General features: G+C 46.5%; 27 protein-coding genes. 9 read left to right on the plus strand and 18 right to left on the minus strand.

Features of this window, described 5'->3' with window-relative positions:
- Positions 1-74 precede the first annotated feature (74 nt).
- From msrB to speB, 5 genes are all read right to left on the minus strand, one after another.
- On the minus strand, positions 75-473 hold the full coding sequence (msrB, locus tag QUA43_RS00300) for a peptide-methionine (R)-S-oxide reductase MsrB (protein WP_333370018.1): 399 nt from the start codon (positions 471-473) through the stop codon (positions 75-77).
- A 90-nt stretch (positions 474-563) separates the two neighbouring features.
- Positions 564-2384 (minus strand): molybdate ABC transporter permease subunit, encoded by a 1821-nt coding sequence (modB, locus tag QUA43_RS00305; RefSeq protein ID WP_333370020.1) that lies wholly within the window; start codon positions 2382-2384, stop codon positions 564-566.
- A 135-nt stretch (positions 2385-2519) separates the two neighbouring features.
- Positions 2520-3326: a molybdate ABC transporter substrate-binding protein gene (gene modA, locus QUA43_RS00310; protein WP_333370022.1), complete on the minus strand. Its 807-nt coding sequence runs from the start codon at positions 3324-3326 to the stop codon at positions 2520-2522.
- 179 nt (positions 3327-3505) lie between these two features.
- Complete coding sequence (locus QUA43_RS00315; RefSeq protein WP_333370024.1) at positions 3506-4063, minus strand: thioredoxin family protein; 558 nt, start codon at positions 4061-4063, stop codon at positions 3506-3508.
- Positions 4064-4196: 133 nt separating this feature from the next.
- Complete coding sequence (speB, locus tag QUA43_RS00320; protein WP_333370026.1) at positions 4197-5126, minus strand: agmatinase; 930 nt, start codon at positions 5124-5126, stop codon at positions 4197-4199.
- 289 nt (positions 5127-5415) lie between these two features.
- Here speB and QUA43_RS00325 point away from each other — a divergent pair, with 289 nt between their 5' ends.
- The gene (locus QUA43_RS00325) at positions 5416-6330 is read left to right on the plus strand and encodes an alpha/beta fold hydrolase (RefSeq protein WP_333370028.1); all 915 of its coding nucleotides are present in this window, start codon (positions 5416-5418) and stop codon (positions 6328-6330) included.
- A gap of 168 nt (positions 6331-6498) precedes the next feature.
- On the opposite strand, the gene QUA43_RS00330 is transcribed toward QUA43_RS00325, so the two are convergent.
- Together QUA43_RS00330 and QUA43_RS00335 are read right to left on the minus strand one after the other, a co-directional pair.
- Positions 6499-7449, minus strand: coding sequence for a M10 family metallopeptidase C-terminal domain-containing protein (locus QUA43_RS00330; protein ID WP_333370030.1), 951 nt, complete (start codon positions 7447-7449; stop codon positions 6499-6501).
- A 158-nt stretch (positions 7450-7607) separates the two neighbouring features.
- Complete coding sequence (locus QUA43_RS00335; RefSeq protein ID WP_333370031.1) at positions 7608-8018, minus strand: hypothetical protein; 411 nt, start codon at positions 8016-8018, stop codon at positions 7608-7610.
- Positions 8019-8161: 143 nt separating this feature from the next.
- Between QUA43_RS00335 and QUA43_RS00340 the strand changes: the two genes are divergently transcribed.
- Positions 8162-8845, plus strand: coding sequence for a response regulator transcription factor (locus QUA43_RS00340; protein ID WP_333370033.1), 684 nt, complete (start codon positions 8162-8164; stop codon positions 8843-8845).
- A complete protein-coding gene (locus QUA43_RS00345) occupies positions 8842-10395 on the plus strand; it encodes an ATP-binding protein (protein ID WP_333370035.1) in 1554 nt (517 codons plus the stop codon). Before QUA43_RS00340 ends, QUA43_RS00345 begins: the two co-directional genes overlap by 4 nt.
- A gap of 65 nt (positions 10396-10460) precedes the next feature.
- Here QUA43_RS00345 and QUA43_RS00350 read toward each other — a convergent pair whose 3' ends face one another.
- Positions 10461-11102 (minus strand): ceramidase domain-containing protein, encoded by a 642-nt coding sequence (locus QUA43_RS00350; protein WP_333370037.1) that lies wholly within the window; start codon positions 11100-11102, stop codon positions 10461-10463.
- A gap of 79 nt (positions 11103-11181) precedes the next feature.
- Between QUA43_RS00350 and QUA43_RS00355 the strand changes: the two genes are divergently transcribed.
- Positions 11182-11604: a DUF2809 domain-containing protein gene (locus QUA43_RS00355; RefSeq protein ID WP_333370039.1), complete on the plus strand. Its 423-nt coding sequence runs from the start codon at positions 11182-11184 to the stop codon at positions 11602-11604.
- 153 nt (positions 11605-11757) lie between these two features.
- Here the strand turns inward: QUA43_RS00355 and QUA43_RS00360 are convergent, their stop codons facing one another.
- The 3 genes from QUA43_RS00360 to QUA43_RS00370 all read right to left on the minus strand — a co-directional run bounded on the left by QUA43_RS00360 (position 11758) and on the right by QUA43_RS00370 (position 14301).
- The gene (locus QUA43_RS00360) at positions 11758-12186 is read right to left on the minus strand and encodes a DUF202 domain-containing protein (RefSeq protein ID WP_333370041.1); all 429 of its coding nucleotides are present in this window, start codon (positions 12184-12186) and stop codon (positions 11758-11760) included.
- Positions 12187-12406: 220 nt separating this feature from the next.
- Complete coding sequence (locus QUA43_RS00365; RefSeq protein ID WP_333370043.1) at positions 12407-13822, minus strand: LCP family protein; 1416 nt, start codon at positions 13820-13822, stop codon at positions 12407-12409.
- A gap of 104 nt (positions 13823-13926) precedes the next feature.
- A complete protein-coding gene (locus tag QUA43_RS00370) occupies positions 13927-14301 on the minus strand; it encodes a hypothetical protein (protein ID WP_172192965.1) in 375 nt (124 codons plus the stop codon).
- A 615-nt stretch (positions 14302-14916) separates the two neighbouring features.
- Between QUA43_RS00370 and rpe the strand changes: the two genes are divergently transcribed.
- Positions 14917-15618: a ribulose-phosphate 3-epimerase gene (gene rpe / locus QUA43_RS00375; protein ID WP_333370045.1), complete on the plus strand. Its 702-nt coding sequence runs from the start codon at positions 14917-14919 to the stop codon at positions 15616-15618.
- A 96-nt stretch (positions 15619-15714) separates the two neighbouring features.
- Here rpe and QUA43_RS00380 read toward each other — a convergent pair whose 3' ends face one another.
- From QUA43_RS00380 to QUA43_RS00400, 5 genes are all read right to left on the minus strand, one after another.
- Entirely contained in the window at positions 15715-16497 is a 783-nt protein-coding gene (locus QUA43_RS00380; RefSeq protein WP_333370047.1) for a DsbA family protein, read from the minus strand.
- A 298-nt stretch (positions 16498-16795) separates the two neighbouring features.
- Positions 16796-17308 carry a hypothetical protein gene (locus QUA43_RS00385; protein ID WP_333034605.1) on the minus strand — a complete coding sequence of 171 codons (513 nt, stop codon included), beginning with the start codon at positions 17306-17308 and terminating at the stop codon, positions 16796-16798.
- Between the two features lie 116 nt (positions 17309-17424).
- Entirely contained in the window at positions 17425-17868 is a 444-nt protein-coding gene (locus QUA43_RS00390) for a hypothetical protein (protein ID WP_333370049.1), read from the minus strand.
- Between the two features lie 77 nt (positions 17869-17945).
- Positions 17946-18128 carry a CsbD family protein gene (locus QUA43_RS00395; RefSeq protein WP_333254282.1) on the minus strand — a complete coding sequence of 61 codons (183 nt, stop codon included), beginning with the start codon at positions 18126-18128 and terminating at the stop codon, positions 17946-17948.
- 643 nt (positions 18129-18771) lie between these two features.
- Positions 18772-18978, minus strand: a complete 207-nt coding sequence (locus tag QUA43_RS00400; protein ID WP_333370051.1) for a hypothetical protein — start codon at positions 18976-18978, stop codon at positions 18772-18774.
- Positions 18979-19548: 570 nt separating this feature from the next.
- On the opposite strand from QUA43_RS00400, the gene QUA43_RS00405 reads away from it, so the two are divergent.
- A complete protein-coding gene (locus tag QUA43_RS00405; protein WP_333370053.1) occupies positions 19549-19806 on the plus strand; it encodes a hypothetical protein in 258 nt (85 codons plus the stop codon).
- 44 nt (positions 19807-19850) lie between these two features.
- Here QUA43_RS00405 and QUA43_RS00410 read toward each other — a convergent pair whose 3' ends face one another.
- On the minus strand, positions 19851-20498 hold the full coding sequence (locus QUA43_RS00410) for a leucine-rich repeat domain-containing protein (RefSeq protein WP_333370055.1): 648 nt from the start codon (positions 20496-20498) through the stop codon (positions 19851-19853).
- A 165-nt stretch (positions 20499-20663) separates the two neighbouring features.
- Between QUA43_RS00410 and QUA43_RS00415 the strand changes: the two genes are divergently transcribed.
- The 3 genes from QUA43_RS00415 (at position 20664) to QUA43_RS00425 (ending at position 24715) form a co-directional block, all read left to right on the plus strand.
- A complete protein-coding gene (locus tag QUA43_RS00415) occupies positions 20664-22613 on the plus strand; it encodes a long-chain fatty acid--CoA ligase (RefSeq protein WP_333370057.1) in 1950 nt (649 codons plus the stop codon).
- Between the two features lie 179 nt (positions 22614-22792).
- Entirely contained in the window at positions 22793-23233 is a 441-nt protein-coding gene (locus QUA43_RS00420) for a YlqD family protein (protein ID WP_006631983.1), read from the plus strand.
- A gap of 180 nt (positions 23234-23413) precedes the next feature.
- Positions 23414-24715: a dihydrolipoamide acetyltransferase family protein gene (locus QUA43_RS00425; protein WP_333370059.1), complete on the plus strand. Its 1302-nt coding sequence runs from the start codon at positions 23414-23416 to the stop codon at positions 24713-24715.
- 220 nt (positions 24716-24935) lie between these two features.
- On the opposite strand, the gene QUA43_RS00430 is transcribed toward QUA43_RS00425, so the two are convergent.
- The gene (locus QUA43_RS00430) at positions 24936-25127 is read right to left on the minus strand and encodes a hypothetical protein (protein WP_333370061.1); all 192 of its coding nucleotides are present in this window, start codon (positions 25125-25127) and stop codon (positions 24936-24938) included.
- Positions 25128-25171: the final 44 nt, after the last annotated feature.

A 25171-nucleotide genomic window follows, 5' to 3' on the forward strand; every position in this document is an offset into this window, starting at 1 on the left:
ATGCCTGTTCCACAACCGGATTGATTTTTTGTGGGGAGTAGGGGTTTGGCACTCTTAGCCCGCCCTTAAAAGACTCAATCCTTGGGGACGAAATTAAGAGCAGCAGAATTCATGCAGTAACGCTGACCGGTAGGTTTCGGGCCGTCGTTAAATACGTGACCGAGATGAGCGTCGCAAACAGCGCACAGTACCTCGGTGCGGCGCATGAACAAGGTGTTATCCGACTCGCACTTGACATTTTCTTCGCTAACTGGAGCGTAGAAACTCGGCCAACCGGTACCGGAATCATACTTGGTTTCTGATTTAAATAGCTCTGTTCCGCAGCAAATGCACTTATAAGTTCCGGGCTTTTTGTTGTCGTGATACTCGCCGCTAAAAGCTCTTTCCGTTCCTTTTTTGCGGGCAACTTTGAATTGTTCAGGCGTGAGTTGCTGTTGCCATTCTGCGTCGGTTTTTTGAACTTTTTCAGTCATGATTTGATGTTTGGTTAATATGTATTTAGCTGTTGAGTTTTGACGGTTAACTGTTGAGTCTTGACGGTTAACGGTATATTGCTAGTTAACTCATGCTTCCATTAATATTAACCTAATTGGCTCGATATGAACATACCAGGGAAAAGGATTGTCCTTAATAGCCCTCCACTTTTCCTTGAAAACTTCGGCTTGCAAGTGATAATCTTGGGAATTATTGGGAGGCGAGTGCAATTTGAGATATAATGTCACCCGGTGCGGAGTTTCCACGGTCGAGGCGATCCAACAAGCAAAAGTATTTTCACGATCGCACCCGCTAACAAAACTCAGTTGATGAGCCCGAATTCCCACAAAAACTAGAGATTTGGGAATTGGTTCGACTACCGTCAGAGTACAGCCCCAGTCGATCGCCTCCACGAGAGTTTCTGCGATCGGTTTAGCGGCACAGAAGTTCTTACAGCCCGTCAACTGGGCGACAGTGAAATTGCCAGGGCGATCGAAAATGTTCTCTTTGGTATCAAAGGCGATCGGCTTTCCCTCTGCCAACACCAATAGATTTTTGCACACCCGGTAAACTTCCTCTAAATTGTGGCTGACAAACAAAGTAACGCCCCGATAATTAGCCAGAGTCTGCATTAACTCGCGTTCCAGTTGACTGCGTAAGTGAGTATCCAAAGCAGAAAACGGTTCGTCTAACAGCAGCAATTCGGGAGAAGGGGCGATCGCCCTCGCCAAAGCCACCCGCTGCTGTTGGCCCCCCGAAAGTTCGTGCGGGTAGCGGTTTTCCAGTCCCGACATTTGCACCGAAATTAGCTGTTCTTTTACCCGAAGTTTTTGCTCGATTTCAGATAAATGCTGCAAGCCAAACGCAATATTTTGAGCAACAGTCAGGTGAGGAAATAAAGCATAGTTTTGAAACAAAAAACCGATCCGGCGGTCTTTAGAAGCTACATTAATACCCTGTGCTGAGTCAAATAAAACCCTGCCATTGACTGCAATTTTACCGCTGCTGGGAGTTTCCAAACCAGCGATGCAGCGCAGAGTCATGCTCTTACCGGAACCCGACGCGCCCAAAATTCCCAGCACTTCCGGGCCGATATCGAAGCCGACATCCAAGGCAAAGCTGGAAAGAGGTTTAAAAATGCTTAAACAAAGTCCGCTTTCCGGTTGTTGTTTTTGGTCTTTTGTGGTAAGATAAAACGCGGTTTTGGGAATATTAGATGGCAGTCTGTGGCTCGAATTCGGTTTGGGCGATCTCCTTTGTAAATCAGTCCAAAAATTAACAGCAGTTAGCACGCTCAAAGAAAGACTAAGAACAATCAAAACCCAAATAGCAGCTTGCCTCATATCCCCTGCTTCCACAGCAAAATAAATTGCCATCGGGATAGTTTGAGTTTGTCCGGGAATATTCCCCGCTAACATCAGCGTCGCGCCGAATTCACCCAAAGCGCGAGCAAATGCGAGAATAGTTCCTGCTAAAATTCCCGGCCATCCTAGCGGTAACATAATCCGCCAAAAGACTTGCCACTCCGAGGCTCCCAAAGTTCGAGCAGCATTGAGAAGATTGGCATCAATTTGCTCAAAAGCTCCCAAAGCAGTTTTGTACATGAGGGGAAATGAGACAACTGTGGCAGTAATGGCGGCGGCTTGCCAAGTGAAAATTATAGTTAAGTCGAATTGTAGCAAAAATTGCCCGATCGCCCCATTTCTCCCAAACAGCAGCAGCAGCAAAAATCCCACTACTGTCGGCGGCAAAACTAAGGGAGAAATGAAAATCCCTTCAATCAAAGCTTTACCTCTGATGCGAGTTGAAAGCATCCACCGGGCGGCGGCTATTCCCAGAAAGAAAGTAAAAAATGTCGCAATTGCAGATGATTTAAGAGAAATCCAGAGCGGAGATAAGTCAAATTCCATATTTGGGATTAACTATCGCAGTCTTAAATGATTTGTGAAGGAGTTTTTTTTAACGAACCGCGAAGACGCGAAGAACACGAAGGAAGAGAAGAAGGTGAAGAAGGGTTTATGAATATTTATAATTTTTACGCCTAATTATCGAACTATCCCAAATCCGTATTTCTGAAATACTATTTTAGCCCGATCGCCCGCCAAAAAGTCAACAAACGCTTTCGCCGCAGCGGGATTGCGGCTGTTTCTGATAACTGCCAGCGGATAAACAATGGGCGAGTGCAAATTTTCGGCAGCCGTTAGCAGCACAGTTACTTTGTCGGAGGCTGTGGCGTCAGTCGCATAAACTATGCCAGCATCAACGTTACCGCTTTCGACAAATGTCAGCACTTGGCGGACGTTATTTCCTAGCACTAATTTTGGCTGGAGTTGCTGCCACAATCCAAGCTTAGTTAACATTTCCTGAGCGTATTGGCCCACAGGTACGCTCTTGGGTTCGCCGATCGCAATTTTCTTGATTTTGGCATCTGTCAACTGTTTAAAATCGCTCAAAGCCAAGCCGTTTTTGGGGGTAATCAAAACTAGGCGATTTGTTAGCAAATTGCGGCGCGTGTCGTTAATTAGCAGGTTAGATTGCTGCAATTCGTTCATTTGTTGTGTAGCGGCGCTTAAAAATACATCTACTGGTGCTCCTTGCTGAATTTGCTGTGCGAGGGCGCCGGAAGCACCGAAATTATAAATAATAGTAAAATTCGGATTACTGCTTTGATAAACAGTTTTGATTTCCCCTAAAGCTTTCGAGAGACTGATAGCAGCGGATACGTTTAAGGAGGTGCGCTGCAGCGTATCGACTGAGGAAAAGTTATTAAATAAGTTCCAACTAATTAGCAGTGCTAGCATGAAGGCGACTGCGAGAATTAAGTTGGGAATACGTCTACTTTTTAAGTTCACAGAAAATTGTTTTGAATCTTTTTACTCCTTACCCGACTCTGCCTGGTAAAGCAGATGCGGAGGGTGTACCTCGAATTTGCCTCCACTCTTTGACGAGGCAGAGCCTCTGGAGATAGGTTCCCAGGCACAGCCAGGGAACCAGTTAATAATTAGTGCCGGAACGTTAATTTTAAATCTGCCTATGCTCGCCATTTGACGGAACAGCCTATCGCCTCTGTAGTTGAAGGCTCAACGGTTTGACTGTTGAGCAATTGGTCGATCGCACTTCGCAGATAAGAGACCTGCACCGCCGCCGGATCGTCAGCGTTGTCGTCAATTAAACCTTTATAGCGCAGTTTGCCGTCTTGGTCTAACAAAAAAACCTCCGGCGTTTTAGAAGCCCCAAAACTTTCAGCCACATCTTGAGCAACATCTCGGATGTACGGGAAGTTGAGTTGATTGTTGGTGGCAAAAATTTTCATGTTCTCAAAACTGTCGTCGGGATACTGGTTTGCATCATTAGCATTAATCCCGATTAAAGTAACATCTCGATCTTGAAAATCTGCTTGAAGTTCTTTCATACGATTGAGATACAACTGCACGTAAGGGCAATGATTGCACATAAATATCACCGCAATCGCCCGAAATTTTTCTAAATATCGAGCTAAATGGTGAACTTCGTCGTCAACTCCCGGCAGTTCAAAATCGGGAGCGTAGCCGTTAATGGGAGTACCCGTTGTATCAACTATTAAACTCATGTTTTCAGGAGGTGAAGAGCAGTATTTGCCAGCATGAAAGATGAAACTGTCAGCACGAATAAAATTGGCTGTGGTTTGGCTTTAGCTTAATTCTAGCCTTGCCAACAGCCTATTGTGATTCGTACTTCGCGATTTATTCCTCGCCTGGCTTTAGCCAACCTTGAGCCAGAGCTTGGTATCCAATAAGTTTGTATGCTAATTTGGCGGCGGTAAATTCTGAGACTACAGAATCTACAATAGGTGCTAATTCCATAATGTCACACCCGATTACTTCGTAGGACTCGAAGACGCGACGCAAAAATCCGGTGAGGGAATACCAATTTAACCCGCCCGGTTCGGGTGTTCCCACCCCTGGAATTAAAGTCGGATCGATGCCGTCTAAGTCGATCGTCAAAAATACTCGCTTAGTTGTTATGCTGGCAATTGCCCGATCTGCCCAATCCGGTTGAGTAGCGATTTCTCTGGCTCGAATCACGTTTAGCTGTTTTGCTTTAATCAAGTCGGCTTCTTCCTTGCAGATAGCGCGAATCCCGATTTGCAGTGTCGGTAAGCCCATATCTACAACACGCCGCATCACGCAGGCGTGGTTGTGAATCGAGCCTTCGTATTCGTGTCGCAAGTCGCCGTGGGCGTCGATTTGCACGACTGTGAAAGGTTCATCCGGGTATGCTTGGCGATAACCTTCGACAACGCCGGCAGTGATGCTGTGTTCGCCTCCGAGGGAGATCACAAATTTATTTTCGGTGACTAGCTGGTAGACTGCTGCTTGGGTGACTTGCAGCATTTCTGAGGATGAAACTGGTTGCCTGTTGCGGGTATCGGCGATCGGCTCTTGTGTATAAATTCCGACATCGTAGCAAACTTCGGAATCCAATTCTTCGTCGTAGCACTCGAGTTGATGAGAAGCTTCTAGAAGTTTGGCCGGCCCGTTTTCGCACCCCCGGCGGTAAGTGGTGGTAGCTTCGTAGGGAATTGGCAAGATTACTACTTTGGCGGTGTCGTAGTCTGGTACGATTTCTGACCCCAGAAACGGTACGACTGCAGTGGAAACGATCGTTGGCATAAGGGAAATTTTAATACAGCAAAGAAGTCAGCAGGTTTAATCGTGACATAATATCGGCTCTAACTGCAAAGTCAGAAGGAAGAAGGAAGAGGGAAGAAGGAAGAAGGAAGAGGGAAGAAGGAAGAAGGAAGAGGGAAGAGGGAAGAGGGAAGAAGGAAGAAGGAAGGGTGAGGATTTATGCAGTGGGGGCCATCTCCCCGTGGTTGCCTCGAATTGCGATACGGTTTGTAGTAATGACTTGAGTTCTTTGCAGCCTTGCATTCATCTAAAATCTAAAATCTAAAATCGCATGACATCTTCTACTCCCACTTCGTCAACTGCTGTTGCACCTCAAACTTGGCTGTGGAAAGGCTTTCCCATTTGCTACCAGGCTGCTGGTTCCCAGGGGCCTGCGGTGGTGTTTGTCCACGGTTTTGGTGCGTCTTGGGGCCACTGGCGCAAGAATTTGCCGGCGCTGGCTGCTGATTGCCGCTGTTATGCGATCGACCTCATCGGTTTTGGCGGTTCTGCTAAACCCGCGCCCAAACTTGAGATTGACTATACTTTTGAAACTTGGGGACAGCTAATTGCTGATTTTTGTCGGGAAGTTGCGGGCGGGCCGGCTTTTTTGGTAGGAAATTCGATCGGCTGTGTGGCAATAATGCAAGCGGCTGTGGATTTTCCCGACATTGCTTCTGGGGTAATTTTACTCAATTGTTCCCTGCGGTTGCTGCACGATCGCAAACGCGCCGAATTGCCTTGGTATCGCAGTATGGGAGCGCCTATCGCACAAAAAGTTTTAAATGTCAAGTTGATAAGTCAATTATTTTTTAAACAATTAGCAACGCCAAAAACAGTAAAAAAAGTGCTTTTGCAAGCATATCGCCGTCCTGAAGCTGTCAGCGACGAACTGGTAAATATGCTGCTGGAACCTGCCAAAGACAGTGGCGCAGTCGAAGTATTTGTGGCATTTATCAGTTATTCTCAAGGCCCGCTACCGGAGGATTTGTTGCCGCGTTTGAGCTGTCCGGCTTTGATTTTGTGGGGGACAGATGACCCTTGGGAACCGATCGCATTGGGGCGAGAATTGGCAAAGTTTCCGGCTGTTGAAAAGTTTATTCCTTTGGAGGGAGTAGGCCATTGTCCCCAGGATGAAGCGCCGGAATTGGTCAATCCTATTTTACTCGATTGGATTAAAGGGCGATCGGTATTTACAGAAAATTAGTGCTTTTGCTCTTTTGGTGCTGGAAGAATTACTCGTTACCAGGCTCCAGCCTGGTAACGCTGATCGGGAGGCTCTGCCTCCATTTCCTTCCCAAGCGAGGCAGAGCCTCTAGATATGGGTTCCCCGGCTGGAGCCGGGGAACCAGTTAACCAGTTAAAACTTGATAGTTCAAACAAACAGGAAACTATCAGGAGTAAAGCCGCCTTGAATGACAGCTATTTGGTCAGATGTACCAGCCAAATTGATTGAGTTACCAACAATATTGTAGTCAGAAATACTCCCGCGTAACTGGATGCGATCGATTCCTTGTTGGAAATCCTGAATCAGTGCAACTCCTGTTCCCTGATAGTATGTCTTGGTGACATCACCGAGAACAAAAATATCTCTACCTCGACCCCCAATCAGTACATCGGTTTCATTGCTTCCCGGTGTAGCACTTGATGGATTGACTCCAATCAGGGTATCATTGCCGCGCAAACCTGAGAGTGTATCGTTACCATCCCCTCCTACTAAAGAATTGTTTTCGATGTTTCCGGTAAGGACATCTACATTCGGAGTACCTGTGACGTTAACGAAATTCTCTACCGTAAAATTCAGAGTGCCGATACCGGGTAGATTGTTAACAGCCAAACGATTCTGCGACAAATCCACATTAATAGAAGCTGTGCCGCTACCTGTCGAAGCATCGATGGTATTACTCTGTCCTAAAGGAGCAATTATTTGTTCTATATTTTGCAGGGTATCTGTACCTGCTGCGCCTTTATCTACAATACCTTTCGCCTCAAGACTAATGCTGCTGGTAAGGGAAAGATAGCTCATTGTGTCCGTGCCTAATCCTCCAATTATGGTATCTGTGCCGCTACTACCTAGGATGAAGTTATCTAAACTATCTCCGGTAATATTGTCGTTTCCTGCTGTGGTGCTAATACTGTTAGCTGGCGGAGGGGGTGGAGTTTGGTTTTGGGGAGGTAAAGCAGAATTCGTAAGTTGTGCGCCTTGATTTTGGGGAGGTGGGTTGCCCGGTGCGCCTTGATTTTGGGGAGGTGGGTTGCCCGGTGCGCCTTGATTTTGGGGAGGATTGCCTGGTGCATTGATTGAATTAGGAAATAGTGCTGGCATGATGTAATTACCCGGATTAGTTTTCTAAGTTTGAATCTGTTGTCAGGCTAAAGAAATGAGTTCTCAATCTGCCTTGGATTTAGTCTCTACAATCATTAAGTTGGTTGAATATGACATTTACCCCTGTCCTAGGATTACAGTTTTGTAATCTGGAGAAATTAGGGTTTTTCCGAATTTTGAGGTAAATTACGATCGCCCGGTGGGCGCGGTGGAATGCCCAAAATTTTAATCAACTCTGCTTCGGTGACTCCCAACTTTTTCGCTGCACCGGGAATATCTAAACGAGGACGGGGCGGTGGGCTGGGCGGGCGATTATTTTCAGTTGGCGGTTCGGGCGGTTTGGCGGGTAGGCCCAATGCTTCGATTAACTCGGCTTCGGTGACTCCTAATTGTTTGGCCGCAGCGGCAAAATCTATACGGGGCGGATGTCTGGGCGCTTGAGTGGGTTCGGGTTGGCTCTGGGCGAGTAGAGTATTAGAATTAGCTGTAGTCCGATCGGGAAAAGTCAAGCTGCTAAATCCCAGCAGCAAGGCTGTAGCAGGTAACGCGAGTAGTGAAGCAATTTTCATGAGAGTTACGATCGCCGACCTAAAAATGTTTGTAACTACATCACAATCCCCAAACATTACCTGCAACACTGCGGATGGATTACAGTTTTGTAATTTAAGTAAATCCCCGCTCGCGGTATAATCGCAACCTAATCGGTAAATCTATGAATGTTCTATACGTTGAAGATGAAGAAAAAATTGCCAATTTTGTTTGTATCGGCTTGAAAGAACAAGGTTTTGTGGTGGATTATTGCGATAATGGCAATGATGGCTACGATCGGGCGATGGATAACGAGTACGACGCGATCGTCCTGGATATTGTTTTGCCGGGAAAAGACGGATTATCTATCCTCAAACATCTGCGAAAGGCTGGACGCAACGTACCGGTGATTTTATTAACTGCTCGCAATGAACTCGACGATCGCATTGAAGGATTACATCTCGGTGCTGATGACTATTTAGCTAAACCGTTTTTTGTTGAGGAGTTAGTGGCTCGGATTTATGCTGTGGTACGGCGGGCTTCGGGCGGCGGGCAAAATATTCTAAGCGTTGGCCCAGTTAAGCTCGATCGCATTCTGCGAGAAGTTACTTGCGATCGCCATGCGGTAGAACTTACAAGCCGCGAGTTTAATCTGTTGGAATATCTAATGCGATCGCCCGGTAGGGTACTCACCCGCACGCAAATCCTCGAACATATTTGGGGTTATGATTTTAATCCGAATACGAATGTGGTAGATGTATGTATTCAACGCATTCGCAAGAAAATTGAACCGATCGGCGGTACAGGATGGGTTGAGAGCGTGCGGGGCGTTGGCTATCGGTTTCGCAAACCAGATTCCCCATCGTGAAACTGCAATCTTTTCGCTTTCGGATTACTCTATTATCTGCTGTTCTGGCAAGTGTTGCTCTGATTGGCTTTAGTATTGTTTCGTGGTGGTTGATTTACGATGCTAAGGTCAAACGTCTTGATGCTGAAATCAAGAATCAGTTAATCCAATCTACCCGCCCGCAATCGACGCAATGGGATGTTTATAGTGATTCTTTGCCCTCAGTTTTGGGCATGAATGATGGGGAAACAACCGCGGCTTTGCTGGTGACTGATAGAGATGGTAATTTGCTCTATCGATCGAGCCAGTGGCAAGATGGACTTGATGCTAATTCATTATGGCGATCGCTGCCCCAGCCCCCTCCAGATCCTGCCAGAATACCTTTTCAATTAGAACCTCCCCCTCCACCAGATTCACTCTATCCACCACCTCCCAATCCGCCACCTCCCGATCGACCAGATTCATTTTCACCGAGAGAAAGAAGACCCCCGCGCGATCGGCCTCCTCAATTCGATCGACCCAATTTTCCTCGAGTTTTCAAAGCTAAGCTAGCAACCCAGCGTACTAGCAGGGCAGTTTGGCGTGTGGGCGCGATTCATTCTCCTCAGACTCAAATAGCGATCGCTGTTAATTTACAAGCGATCGATCGGGAAATGGCATCGATTGGCAATATCTTTCTAATTTCTATTCCCGTAGTGCTGTTATTCGTAGCAGGTGGAGCCTGGTTGATATCGCGGAGTATTCTGTATCCCATTGGGCGACTCACGATCGCAATTCGCAATGTCACCGTACAAGGACTCGATCGGCGCGTCCCTGACGGAGCAACGGATATAGAGTTTGTAGAATTAATTTTTGTGTTCAATCAGATGTTAGAACGTCTAGAGCGAAGTTTTAAACAAGCTTCTCGTTTTAGTGGAGATGCCGCCCACGAATTAAAGACTCCTCTGGCAATTTTGCAAGGTCAACTAGAACGGGCTTTGCATCAAGTTGAATCGGGTTCTGAGGTGCAGCAAACCCTGAGTAATTTATTGGATGAAGTGCGCCGTTTGAGTGAAATAACCCGTAAACTTCTCTTACTCTCTCACGCCGATGCCGGACGTATGGGTTTACATTTGGTTGAGGTGAATCTGTCGGCTTTGCTATCGGAAATTGCCGAAGATATGGAACTGCTAGCACCGCATTTAGATGTGCAAATGGCAATTGCTCCCAATTTATATATCAAGGGCGATCGCGATTTGCTGGTGCAGGTTTTGCAAAATCTAGTTGGTAATGCGATTAAATATAATTTACCGAAGGGTTGGCTCAGGTTACAGGCTAACTGTCAGGGAAAAAGAGTAATTGTCAAAATTGTCAATAGCTCTCAAGATATTTCTTTGAGGGAGCGCGATCGTATTTTTGAGCGCTTCCATCGCGGTGACTCGACTCAGATCCAAAAAATAGAAGGATCGGGATTGGGGCTAAGTTTAGCAAGGGAAATCGCACGGGCCCACGGCGGCGATATCAAACTAGATGCAGCAATACTTGGTCAAACAGGGTTTATACTGAGTTTACCTGTGGGCGATCGCGATTAACCTTATAGCAGTGAAGCAGCTTAGCTAAGACTTTGGCTAATTCTGATTTTAAAGTTAATAGCTCCCTAGTCCATCAAAGACCTGTTTAGGATTAATGCTCTTGCTGATAAGTACAGCAAAATACCATTACAAAGATGCCAAAGAAAATGAGTGTCGGTTGAAAAGTAAGGACAAATTGCTCGATCGAGAGTGCGGAATGAAAGGGCTAACAGGAATACCCCCGATGCTGCTAATAGAACAAAGGGCTCACGTTTTTGCTGTTGATAGTGATATAGTCCAAGCCCTAGTAATACTAAAAATGCAGGAGCATAAGAAAGAGAACCGTTGAGAACATTTGTAAAATTATTGCTGAAGTTGCTGGCAAAGAAAAACCCTACGAGCAATCCTCCTGCATATCCATATTTCATCCTAACTACTTGACGGCTATAGAGCCATAAAAACCCAAGCTGAAAGAGCATAATAGGAATCACATCTAGTAATCTCGCCCATTGTGTCGCAAATGTATGAAATAGGGCACTTCCAATACCAATACTGGTGGCTAAAGTAATCAATATCCAAATACCGATGGCTACTTTTTGCTGTCGCCGAGTCAATTGAAAAATAGCCCATGCTGCAATGAGGAAAGAAATATTAGATAGAGCATTTAGTGGTTCACTCCATAAACCAGGCATGGTACGTTCGCAGTAAATATCGATGTAATCATTCATCTCATGTCACTGTTGGGAGAGTTGAAGCCATACTACAGCAAAAGCGTTAAAGTGAACCAAAAAACTTGTCTCAAATTTAATGACTTCCCCAATATCTCGCCATCGCCGTTTTTTAAAATATCGAATTACCCTGCTCATCAGTATAATCGTGATTATCCCTTTAGGTTACGTAGTGAGATTTTCTCGCGGCCCTGCACCGGAATGGTTCAACGACTCTTTTGGGAGCATAGCTTATGAGGTATTTTGGATTTTGCTGGTAGTTCTGATATTGCCGCGATTGTCCCCAATTAGGGCGGCTGTAGCTGTGTGTCTAGCTACCTGCGGAGTAGAGTTTCTCCAACTGTGGACACCTCCGTTTTTACAAGCAATGCGAGCTACTTTACCCGGAAGGCTGATTTTGGGAAATCACTTTAGTTGGTCAGATTTTATCTCTTATTTTGTGGGGAGTTTTTTAGGTTGGTTGTGGGTGCGGTGGCTTCATTTCACTTGCTTCCGCTTGTAAGTTGTACTGCCGTTAAATTGTATATTTCGATCACCCGATCGAAAATCGTCAAATTCTCTCCCCATCTCTCGAACACCATAGACAATCTAGATGCACAAAATATTAATGATATGGTTGGGGTTATTTTCACTTTAGCTAACCGATCGGGTTAACTTAGAATTGAGAATTTTTAGGAGTTGAAGTGGGAGCTATATTTCCGCGATCTCGCCATAGCAACAACGGAATGCTTAACGTTCCTAAAATCATTACAACTCCAGTCAGAATCCAAATTAGCACACGATTTGGGCGATAATCACCTCGCTCAATTTGCCAGAAAACTCGATTATAACGCCATGCTGCTAAGGCAATGACCGCAATCCCAAAAACGACCAGACTCAGCCCTAAAGTTTCTGAGTTGAAGAAGGGAGGGGAGGAAACTTCTTGCTGAGTCACTGTAGCTTGAAATTGACGGAGAAATAAACTGAACCGACTGATCGCAAATCCAAAACCAATTAAAGCGAGTGAAGTTCGTAACCATGCCAGAAAGGTGCGTTCATTTGCCTGATGTTCCCGCTGTCGGTCTATTTTAGCACCCTTGTTCATCAACCCTACCTTTATAAAATATCTTAAGCTTTCCCTCGTTGATTATTGTTTCAGTTGAGATTGCGGAGGGAAGTATCGCTATGGCGATCGTGATTGAGCATCACCAAAAAATATAGTATCAGTAAATCGACAAAAAAGCGATCGCCTCCATCTCTACCAACAGAAAATAAGAGGACACAGCAATGCTGTGTCCCTACAAATACCCCAGTTATAATCCAGTTTAAAAAGACTTAGCCGCCCCGCCGGACTGAGCCTTTTTCTCCAACCAATCCTGACCCAATCTGATTGTCACATCTGACTGCAAAGAACCGGTACTCTCAACCAGCACATCTCCAAAACCCAAAAACTGGCGAATCGCTTGAGCACCTTTAATATCGCCCTGTTGAGCTACTAGAGTAGTTACCTCCAGCGGTTCTGGCCAATCCTTATAAACCTGAACATTCCGATAACCGGCTTGAGTCAGAGTATTGACAAAATCTTCAACAGCCGATGGATCTCCGGTACTATCTTGAATCGCCACATTCAGAAAAGTCGAATCAGCATTCTCAATTGTCCAAGTATTTTGGCCGAAGTCAAAATGTTCCGCCACCATAGTTTCGATGGCATATTGGTCTGGCAACCAAAAACTTGCCTTGTAGTCCTTAGAATCGCTAAATTTGCCGGGAACCATCAACATCTGCACGCTAGCGCGATCGGTTTGAGTAGCAAAACCAGCCAAAGCTACCAATTCTTCTATACTCAAATTCGTGTCAAGGTGAGACTGAATCACCGACAAAATCTTCGGCAAGCGAGACAGCAAACCTACATTTACTTCCTGTTCCACAAAAGCCCGCATCAACAATTGTTGGCGCTGCACCCGCCCGATGTCGCCCAAATCGTCGTGCCGGTAAAGCAAATATTGCACGATTTGTTCGCCGTTGAGTTTCTGCTTGCCAGCCTTTAAATCTATATATAAATGCTGGCTTTCATCGGTATACTTCATGTCTTTAGGGACATTAATAGTAATACCACCAAGGGCATCTACCAAACTTTTTATGCCATGAATATTAACTGTGACATAGCGGTCAATTCCCACACCGCCCAGGAGTCCGCTGACTGACTTCGCTGACGAAGCCGGGCCACCGTAGTAATTAGCTTCGTTGATTTTCACCTCGCCCCTGCCTTCAACATAGGTGCGGGTGTCTCGCGGAATGGAAAGCACGCTTAACTTTTTATTTTGAGGGTCAAACCTAACCAACAGCATGGTATCGGTTAAGCCCTTAAAGGAGTTTTCCCAAACCTCGTGTCCGACATTTTTGTTGACACTTCCTTCGATGTCAGAGGTCAGAACTTTAAGTCCTAAAACTAAAATATTAACTGGCCGAGTCAGCTCCGGCATTTTCATGCTGAGCTTTGCCATGTCGCCTTGAGAAAACACCGCCGCTTCTTCAGGGCTCAACTTTTGTTGCTGAAGCGGCGTTGTAGAAAGGGAGACGGCTAGCAATGCTCCGGCTGTGGCTGAGAGCATGGCTACTCCAGCCAAACCAAAACCAAAACCCAGCCAGCGGCCTCGATGGGGCTGGGAAGCTTTTTTGGTGGCAGGTTGAGCAGTTGATTGTTGGATAGGGTCTTGATTAGGAATTTTTTGAGCTGGCACTGGCTTCCTCACACACAACAAAAATAAAAAAGATAATGGCAATATGTAGTATCAAGCTGAAGACGCAATCAATCAATAGGGTAGGGGCTTAAAATAACCCTAAATTATGATAAATGTTTGCCTACTACTTGCTCGGCTACGCGACTAATTCCGGGTAACCATAGCGGTTGACGCTTCCAGAGGCGAACCATCAGTCCCAGAGCAACGATGAAATAGCTGGTTGTTAGCAGGCTACTCATTAATAACATGGGAAGTGTCGGAGATTCCGCAGAAATCGCTCCAGCTTCTAAAAGAATATGTCCTAAGAGCCAACTAAAAGCAAGGGCAATTGCCAAGCGGCTGATGGCTTTGCGTTCGGGACTACCCTGACGGCGGTAAAGAGTCCACAGGGCGGGGAAAAAGCCGATGACTGGGATCATTAATACAAACAGACTGGCACGATCGAGTTCAGGATTTTCTAAGGGATCTGTATTTTTCATAAAAAAACTCGGTAAGTGGGAAACTCAGCGACTTCAGTCCTGAGAGGAAAACGACTCGGCGATTTCAATCGCCTTGAATCTTTCCCCTTTCGGGTTGGAGGGGTATGGTTGCCCCTCCGATGAGGTATGGTTGCCTCAGTCTCCCTTGCGGGGTAATGTTCGCCTCGACCTGGTTATCAAGGCTTGTTAGACCTGCGACACTGTTTCAGTGACTTTAAAACTGTTTAATCGCAGGTGACAGAGCCCAAAACTGGCGTCGCATTCGCCGGTGTCGTGACCTAAATAACGTCTCCTCTTGCGAGGGGTCTGGTCAGCATAGCTTGCTCGATTTCTCTTACAAGCGAGCGTGGCTTTAGCCCGCTCGTTACTGACAATTCGCTACTCAAAATTTGCAGAAGGTTGGGTTTTGCACAAAAGTTATTTGTTAGAGGGAAAATTGATCTCCTAAACCCAAATTCGGAGATCCGGGCTGGGGATATCGCCAAAATTGTCTGTCACAGGCCAAATTTTTCTGCCCTCCCAATCTCGCGACCGATCGTTGGCAAGTTTTCGACCCGGAGACCCGTATTTTGATAAACTGGATACAGCACAGCAGTCAGGAGAACAGACTTAGCCATGACCCAATCCCAAAAACCCATCGTTATTGCTCCATCCATATTATCAGCCGATTTTAGCCGTCTCGGAGAAGAGATTCAAGCTGTCGATCGAGCTGGGGCTGACTGGATTCACGTAGATGTGATGGACGGTCGCTTTGTTCCTAATATTACTATCGGGCCGCTGATTGTTGAGGCAATTCGCCCTGTTACTAAGAAGGTGATCGATGTCCACTTGATGATTGTGGAGCCGGAGAAGTACGTCGAGGACTTCGCTAAGGCTGGCGCTGACATTATTTCGGTTCACGCCGAGCATAATGCTTCGCCTCACTTGCACCGCACCCTCGGCCAAATTCGGGAATTGGGCAAAATGGCTGGTGTGGTTCTGAATCCTTCGACGCCTTTGGAGTTGATCGAGTACGTGCTGGAACTGTGCGATTTGGTGCTGATTATGAGCGTCAATCCGGGCTTTGGTGGTCAAAGTTTTATCCCGGCTGTTTTGCCGAAAATTCGCCAGTTGCGTAAAATGTGCGACGACAAGGGCCTCGATCCTTGGATTGAGGTAGATGGCGGTTTGAAGGGGAACAATACTTGGCAGGTTCTGGAAGCGGGCGCAAATGCGATCGTCGCTGGTTCTGCGGTGTTTAAGGCGAATGATTACGCAGCGGCGATCGAGGGTATCCGCCACAGCAAGCGTCCGACTCCTGAGTTGGCTGCGGTTTAATCAAAGATTTTTCGAGTTTTTCTGGTTTTTCTCGTTCCCAGCCTGCTTTGGCTGGGAACGCATTTTTATACTCGGTTTCCCAGAGTCACGAATTACTTATTTCGAGACAGATGCCAGAATGCTTTCCATCTCAGAAAGCTCGATCGCCCCGGAGAAAGTTTGACCGTTCATAATAAAAAATGGAGTCCCTTGAATGCCCAGTTGTTGAGCGAGTTGCACGTCTTTGGCAATGGCGGCTTCGGCAGCGGGGCTGTTGCGATCGGTGTTGAATTTATCTAATTTTAGATTGAGCTTTTGGGCGATCGATGCGTACAATGGCTCGCCTAAATCTTTCTGCCCTTCAAACAAAGCGCTGTAATATTCCCAGAATTTGCCCTGCTGGCCCGCCGCCCAAGCTGCTTTAGCTGCCGGTAGCGCTTGAGGGTGAATAGAAGTCAAGGGGAAATGCTTGTAAGCTAAAGTAACTTTGTCCTGGTGTTTTGCCATAAACTGCTTGACAGTATCGTGAGCGCGCGCGCAAAACGGACACTGAAAGTCAGAGAATTCTAAAAGTACAATCTGCTGCGAAGCTGAACCCGTGGTGGGAGAATCCCCGATCGAAGATTTGGGATTAGTTTTCATCTCCTGCAAAAATGATTCCTGCGCTGCTTTGAGAGACTGCTGCTGTTGTTGCTGGTACGCTTGTACCGAATCTAAAATTGCTTGCGGGTTTTCGCGGATAATCTGCAAGACTTGCTCTTTCAACTTGGGATCGACTGAATTGCCAGCCGCTGACTGGGCGGGGGAACAACCGATAAATACAAGGCAACCTGCGAGGAGTGCAGCCAAGCAGAAGGCTTGCTGGCTGCGGAGTTTTCGCCAAATAGTGGATACGTTCATCTTTTTTTTCTGATTCACGGCAACACTTAATCCTACATTTAATTTTGCGGACTGTCAGGTGTACCGCTGTTGACTGCTGTGCAGCTATTTTTATATGTGAGGAATAATTAGTAATATCAATTCTGGTTGCATCGGAATTAATATTACCCGAAATCAGAAAGCGGCAGTACCGTCTCCCTACAACTAATCGCGGTAGGGAAACGGCACTGCCGTGTCCTCTATATCATTCCGGCGCAGCCGGAATTGATATAATTGTAATCAAAAAGATTTGCAGTCAATAGTGCAAGTGTTTGCTCGATTATTTCCGGTTGTTGAGCCATTTAGCAGCAACTATTCCCAAAATACCAGCAACAACTGGATTTCCCAAAAACTTCATCAAACTCGGCTGTTCTGCCAGCACTTCTCGGAAAATATCCGGGTGATTGTGATAGGTGAACGAGGCCAACTTGGTAACATCGTCAGCATTCATGCGGCTGGCGTGGTGAGTAGAAAGTCCTAGCTGCTTTTCCAATTGGCGATCGTCCAATCCTCTCTTGCCCAAATGCTTGAAGAATTCCCGCGCTACATCGTCGCGTTCATTGGGCTTAATTTGGGCGATCGCCTTTTGCAATTCCGGTTCCAACTGAGCCGGCGGGAGGGAGTCGTGATTCAGGGAACGCCCAAATAATTGTTTGCGCTGAGCAGGCGAAGTTCTCTGAGCAAAATCGTCAAAGTTTTCGTAATCTTCACCCGTTGTCTCCGGCATCATTTCTCGATCGCCCTGGGCTAAATCGTTCATGATTTGACGCTTGTAATTATCGCTGCTACTCATGGTAACTCTCTTCCAATCTACACAACATTTCAGTCTTAAATTGAGATGGTTTCGCCTTCAAAAAACTGCGGAATATTAAACCGCCACGCGGCTATCATTTAAGATTGCTAACCAGGTCAAGACTTGTATTCAATCTGATTTGATTGCTGGTCGTACTTAGCAGTCAAAATCAGTTTTTTGTCAGGAGCGTAAACCAAAACACTTACATCCTGATTTGGGAAATTGCGGTGAAAACCTTGTGCTAAAGATTTCGCCAAATCTTTCACTTCAGTCGGACGGACTTGCGGGGTAATTACAACTCCCAATTTGTTATTGTCGCGCACGTAAGCATCCTGAACCAAGCCCTTAGCCGTCTTTGTTACCCATTGACCAAAATCTTGACCTGCGGCGGTATTGCCACGTTCTAGCTGCGCGTAATAACCCTGACTGCCGCCAATTGCTACAGGTACATCAGTCGGTTTTTGGGCTGAAACGCTGGGCGCGCAGGCAGTAGTAATAGCCAGCATTAATACCAAGAGTAAGCCCGCAATTATTTTGCGACTCTGCTGCAATAAACTCACCTTTTTTCCTCCCTTCTGAAAACAATCTGAATACTTGAAAGGGTCAGGTTGTTCGACCCTTTCAATTAGTATGAGGCTTAGTCTAGTTTCTTTTTGAGCTCATCTTTGACATCTTCGATGGCATGACCAGCTTCAGCTTGTTTTTGCTTGGCTTTGCCTTCTGCTTTATCCTTCGGGTCGCCAGTAACATTGCCTAGGGCTTCTTGAGCAGCGCCTTCGATGTTTTTGCCAGTTGCCTTTGCTCTATCTTCAACGCTCATGGGTTTCTCCCTATCTGTATCTAATTTGACATTTTTTACTTAAACTCATCATAGGTAACTAGGAGCTGCGTTGCACTCTACCTCTAGGAAGAAAGAATGAATAATAAATTGAATAGGGAATATGGAATAGGGAATATGGAATAGGGAATATGGAACAGATATTTTCGGTCTTGAACCAACTGCGACTTTCCTACTTAATTTTTGTTTTTTTACCTTTTAAGCTGTTGCGGCATTGAAATTGTATGTCAAAAAAAATAAAAGTCTTGTGGGGAGTAGGGGTTGGGCGTCCCGCCCGCCCTGAATATACAATTTAAATGCGCGACAGCTTATGCTGGTTGCAATGAAGTATAGCAATCCTAAATGATTTGTGTAATTCTTGTAGGGGCCAACCCCCCGTGGTGGCCCGCCTTGGCTGGGGTAGGCACTCTTGGTACTACCCATACATATTTTTACAACTGATTTAGGATTGCTATAGTTATCTTAAAAAAGATGGTGTATGGTCTCCCGTACACCCAAGACTGTTTTTTTAAGCAATAAAAAAAATTAATTTAAATTTTTTTATTTAATTCTGCCTTTTGCCTGCCCATGGCGAGTGTGGGCAAGACCACATTTTACCCACACCCTAAAAAAAAACCTATTAGTTTTAATCTATCTTGTGATGACATTCTTCATCTATTTTGTGCTGAAGTTCTTCTTTCAACTGTTCGACAGCGCGCATAGTTTGAGCATCTTCTTGTTTTTGCTGACCGAGAGCTTTTTCTGTTTCCTCGCCGAGCAATATTTCCCTAGATTTTGGTAGCGTGACTTGATTTTCGCTGCCCGTGTGGGTCGGGTTTTCTTGACTATTCATTAGTTTTTCCCCTATTGTTTGCACAATTTATTTTTAACAAGGGTACTTAGAAGTTAACCTTATATTGATCATAAGGGAAATCACGAAGGCTGCCCTCTGTCTGAAGGGAGATAGGGGCTGGTGAAGAGTTTTGAGTTTTGAGTTTTATAGTTAAGATAAATTACGGAAACTTCCATTAGCCCCAAAGGAGATAGGGGAAGGGGGTATAGTGCGTGAGATTGCTTGGTGAGTCGCAAGGCGCGGGCAGTGAATGAGTTGGGGAAAGGGGAGGAGGGGGGAGAATATTTCTGGGGCGCGATCGCCATAACTACCTTTTGTCGTTTGTTTGATGAGGCTGTTTCGACATCCTTGACATACTCCCCGACCGTCGCGGACGGAGATTCTAATTCATGGTTCATCTTTTTGAGAAAGGCTATATCTACTCGTTTTAATCTTGAAGTATACAGCGCATGAATCAAAGTTAAATGAATCTGTAACGATCGCACTTCAGAGACAATTGAAATTAAAATGTAGTATAAATCATGCAAATTACGATCGCCCTTCCCGACAATCTCCCCCTGACTGAAGCCGATGTGCGACTCGAACTCGCGATCGTACTTTAATCAGCACAGCCTCAGTCTCGATCGATCCGCTCAACTCGCTGTAATGTCTGTGGACGACTTCTACCAACTATTAATCAGCCGCCATATCGTCACTCCGCCCGCAGATCCGGATGACGAACCCGCCGAACTCGTCTTAGCCAGCCTCCGCACCTCCCTCCAGCAAATTAAAGAAGGCAAATTGCATCCTATTTCCGAACTGTGGGAGGGGATTATCGATCGCGTTTGAAAAAGCCACCCCATTCATAAAAGTTTGAGCATTTAATTTCAGAGTTACCACTGACAGATAGACTCGGGCTTGAGAGGACAAGTCTTGGGTGCGATCGGGTTTCCCCTGATGTGGAGCCGAGTCAGTTTAGTCAAGGATTGTAAGGGTTTGATGTCTCTGATTTTATTGCTTTCGAGGTTGAGCACAGTCAGATTAGTCAAAGATTCTAGCGGTTTGATGTCGCTGATTTGATTATTGTTGAGACCAAGCTCCTTCAGGTTAGTCAAAGATTCTAGGGGTTTGATGTCGCTGATTTGATTGTTGCTGAGGACAAGATGCTTCAGGTTAGTCAAGGATTCTAGGGGTTTGATGTCGCTGATTTTATTGCCAATGAGGATGAGCACAGTCAGGTTAGTCAAGGATTCTAGCGGTTTGATATCGCTGATTTTATGGTCATCAATCAGTCCGACTCCCGGGAGACTCGAAAGTTTTCGATCGGCGGCATCGCACTCAGTAGTCCCGGCTATCTTCAACAGCTCCTCAACAGTATGTTTAGCTTCGGGACTCAAATCAGCTTTTTGGCGACACCAATCGGCAAATGTTCGTCCACTGTTTCCCAGTTGCGGATCGGCGACTAACTTGGAAGGCTTATTTCCACATGATATTAGACCGATCGCACTTAAAGCAATTACTATCAACCTTGATAAATTCATATGTTTCTATGCAACTATAAATTTCATCATCTTGCATCTCTAATTTTCTCAATCGATAATGGCAGGTTGGCAAACTGTCACGACACTGCCAGATAGTTCTAAAATAACTGTGATATTAAACTAATAGCCAATAACTTTATCTCCATAAACTCAGGAAAATACCCTATGAACAGCACAGCATCTTACGCATCATCTCAAATCACCGATCGCGAACGCGCTAACCTCAGCCGTCTAATCGATTACAGTTCCATCCAATCGATACCCGAAATTTGGGCGATCGTCAAACAAAAATTCGGTCAAACCGTCGCCCTCCACGACCCCCACAGCCAGCCAGAAATCAAGCTTACCTACACCGACCTGTACCAACAAATCCAGCAATTCGCCGCCGGCCTCCAAGCCCTCGGCATCGAACCAAATCCCGAAGAAGCAGTCCCTCCCCGCGTCGCCCTCTTCGCCGACAACAGCCCCCGCTGGCTGATAGCCGACCAAGGCATCATGATGGCCGGGGCGGCCAACGCGGTTCGAGGCGCCACCGCCGACCCCGAAGAACTCCTGTACATCATCCAAGACAGCGGCAGCACCGCCTTGGTAGTCGAAAACCTGGCATTACTGAAAAAACTGCAACACCGCCTCCCCGATTTACCCATTCAACTCATCGTCCTCCTCTCCGACGAAGAACCGGAAACCAGCCAAACCCTAAGCACAGTCAAATTTTCCCAAGTCATGACCACAGGGGCAAACCGTCCCCTCAAACCCACCAACCACAAGCCTCAAACCCTCGCCACCCTCCTCTACACCAGCGGCACCACCGGCAAACCCAAAGGCGTCATGCTGACTCACGGGAACCTGCTGCACCAACTCACCACCTTGGGCACAATTCTCCAGCCCGAAGCCGGCGAATCTGCCCTCAGCATTCTGCCCAGTTGGCACGCCTACGAACGCAGTGTCGAATACTTCCTGCTTTCCCAAGCATGCACCCAAATTTACACCAATATTCGCTATTTCAAACAAGACTTTAAAACTTACAAACCCCATTACATGGTCAGCGTTCCGCGCATCTGGGAATCGATTTACGAGGCCGTACAAAAGCAATTTCGGGAACAGCCAGCAAACAAGCAAAAATTGGTAAATTTCCTGTTATCTGCCAGCCAGCAATACATCGAGAACCGCCGCATTTTCCAAGGATTAACTCTTAGTTTGAAATCGGCTTCTGCTTCCGAAAAACTAATCGCCCGCATCAAAAGCATTCTGTTGACGCCCGTCCACGCCCTCGCCGAAAAACTGGTTTACAAAAAAGTCAGGGAAGCTACAGGGGGACGCTTAAAATGGGCGATTAGCGGTGGCGGTTCTTTGGCCGCGCATATAGACAATTTCTTTGAAATAGCGAATATCGGTTTATTAGTGGGATATGGTTTAACCGAAACTTCGCCGGTTTTAACCGTCCGCCGCCCTTGGCACAATCTTAAAGGTTCCGCAGGACAGCCTCTAGCCCATACGGAAATTAAAATAGTAGACCCAGAAACCAGACAGCAATTGCCAACAGGCCAGCGCGGTTTAGTATTGGCACGGGGGCCGCAAATTATGCAGGGCTACTATCTCAATCCCCAAGCGACTGCCAAGGCCATAGACTCCGAAGGCTGGTTCGACACCGGCGATTTGGGCTGGCTGACACCGGGAAATGACTTAATCTTGACCGGGCGGGCTAAAGATACGATCGTCCTCAGCAACGGCGAAAACATCGAACCCCAGCCCATAGAAGACGCCTGCGTCCGCAGCCCCTACATCGACCAAATTATGCTAGTAGGTCAAGACCAGAAATCCGTCGGTGCCTTAATTGTCCCCAATGCAGAAGCCGTGCAGAAATGGGCAGAAACTCAGAATCCCCCTTTACACGAAATTGACTGGAATAGCAAGACAATTCAAGATTTATTTCGCAAAGAATTGAACCGAGAGGTGCAAAATCGCCCCGGATACCGCGCGGACGATCGCATTGGCCCGTTCCGGTTGATTCAGGAGCCATTTTCGATGGAAAATGGAATGTTGACCCAGACCCTGAAAATTAAGCGCCCGGTTGTGACGCAACACTACCGCGATATGATTGACGGGATGTTTTGAAATATTCGCTGGACTTGGGGAATAGCGAAGGAAAACTTTTCCCAAGTCCCGAGTCCCATTACTCAGTTCTCAGTTCTTAGTCCTCAGCCCTTAGCAAATGTTTACGAACTAATGACTAATGACTGATGACTAATGACTGATGACTAATGCCTAATTCCTAATTGACAAGCAACAACTTTATGGAACCACAATTACTCTTGAAGCGATCGATTAACGTTAAAGTCGTCGTTACTCCCCGCTGGAAAGAAGAAGCTCAACAGCAACTCCAAGCCCAAATCAACCAAATAGACTCTCAGCTACAGCAGTTAGAAATGCAAGGGCAGCGGATGGTTTCAGAAATCCAAAAGCAAAATCTACAGCCCCCAGGCCCGCAAGTAATGCAGCAAATAGAAAACATTCAAGTGCAGGTGAATCAAAGAAAAAGCGAACTGCTAGAACAGAAAAACCAAAACCTGCAACAACTTCAGCAAGTGCAGGTGCTAGACCTGGAACAAGAAGTGAGTCAAGGTCAAATTGACGGCACATTCACTGTCGGCCTGGGAGAAAACTTGATTCAAAAAATGCAAGTAGAAATTCTCCTCCGAGACGGCATAGTCGAAGAAATTCGAGGTGATATTTAGAAATTGGTAAGTGGTAATTGGCGATCGGTAATTGGCAATTGATTTTGAGTCAACAGTCACACATCCAGAATGCGAGACACTGGCATAATAATAAGTATTGCCGGTGGCCGGTCGCCAATTATCAATTGCCAAATACCGATTACCTATTACCTATTACCAACACAAAAGGACTTTTTACAGATGATTCGCGAAGTTTTCATGCCAGCCTTGAGTTCTACCATGACAGAGGGCAAAATTGTTTCCTGGGTCAAATCCGCCGGAGACAAAGTAGAAAAAGGCGAAACGGTGGTAGTGGTTGAATCAGACAAAGCCGACATGGACGTGGAGTCTTTCTACGAAGGCTATTTAGCAATAATTATCGTACCTGCGGGCGAAGTTGCTCCGGTGGGAGCAGCCATCGCGCTAGTCGCAGAAACAGAAGCCGAAATCGCCACAGCTCAGCAGCAAGGAGCCGCCGCCCCAACCGCCGCCACCGCCCCTGCTCCCAACCCCGCTCCTGTGAGTGCAGCTACATCGTCAGCAGGTTTGCAGCAAAATGTCAGCCGCCAAAACGGCCGCAGCGTCGTTTCTCCCCGCGCTCGCAAATTAGCCAAAGAGTTTAAAGTAGATTTGAATTCTATCAAAGGCAGCGGGCCCAACGGTCGCATTGTCGCAGAGGATGTGGAAGCAGCCGCCGGCAAAGCCCAACCAGCTCCCGTTCAGCAAGCGGTAACAGTCCCCGCAGCACCCGCACCCGCCCCCGCAGCACCCGCCCCCGCAGCAGCCAAACCCGCACCCGCACCCGCACCAGTCCCGGCGATCGCACTTTCCGGCCAAAAAGTACCGATGAATGCGCTGCAAAATGCGGTGGTGCGGAATATGGAAGCAAGTTTGAGCGTGCCTTCTTTCCGCGTCGGTTACACAATTACTACTGATAATCTCGACAAACTCTACAAACAAATTAAGTCGAAGGGCGTCACGATGACGGCTATGCTGGCGAAGGCTGTAGCAGTAACTTTACAAAAACATCCTCTGCTGAATGCTTGTTATGTGGAGTCGGGAATTCAATACCGCGCTGATATTAATGTGGCGGTAGCGGTGGCGATGGACGGCGGCGGTTTGATTACGCCGGTGCTGCAAAATGCCGATCGCCTCGATATTTATTCGCTCTCGCGCACTTGGAAGGATTTAGTCGATCGCGCCCGCACCAAGCAGTTGAAGCCTGATGAATACAGCACGGGAACTTTTACTCTTTCCAATCTGGGAATGTTTGGAGTAGACAAGTTTGACGCGATTTTGCCGCCGAATCAAGGCTCGATTTTGGCGATCGGCTCTTCGCGGCCGCAAGTAGTAGCTAATGAAGATGGTTTGATGGGAGTGAAGCGCCAAATGCAGGTGAATATTACTTGCGATCACCGGATTATTTACGGTGCTGATGCTGCATCTTTCTTGCAAGATTTAGCGAAATTGATTGAGACAAATCCTCAATCTTTGACGCTTTAGCGATCGTCCTAAATCTCCCTTTTACTGTTATTGGCAGGAAAGGGGGATTTAGACTTAGCTTTTAATGAGATGTCTAATTTTGGAATGATTTAACCGCAGAGACCGCAGAGGACACAGAGGAAGAGAAGAGAGAGATGAATAATTCCGATACCAAGGGATTTGATATTACTCGTTAATACGATGAAAGTGCAAGTTTTGTCTATTCAACCTGCGATCGCCTCTAATACTCACCAGGTTTTGGTGTCAGTTGGTACGGATACACACAATTTTTTTTTACCGGAGGCAGTCGCGGCATTGGGGCTGCGATCGAAAGCAGCGTTTGACCTGTGAAAGCGCTGATGTTGCCTTTGATTATACCAATTCGCCCGATCGCCCAATTTAGCACTGACAGGGTATCGAAGATGAACCACACACTATCATCGGACGCTCAAACAATTTACCAATTACCAATTACCA

Source organism: Microcoleus sp. N9_B4, assembly GCF_036701635.1.
Classification (GTDB): domain Bacteria; phylum Cyanobacteriota; class Cyanobacteriia; order Cyanobacteriales; family Microcoleaceae; genus Microcoleus.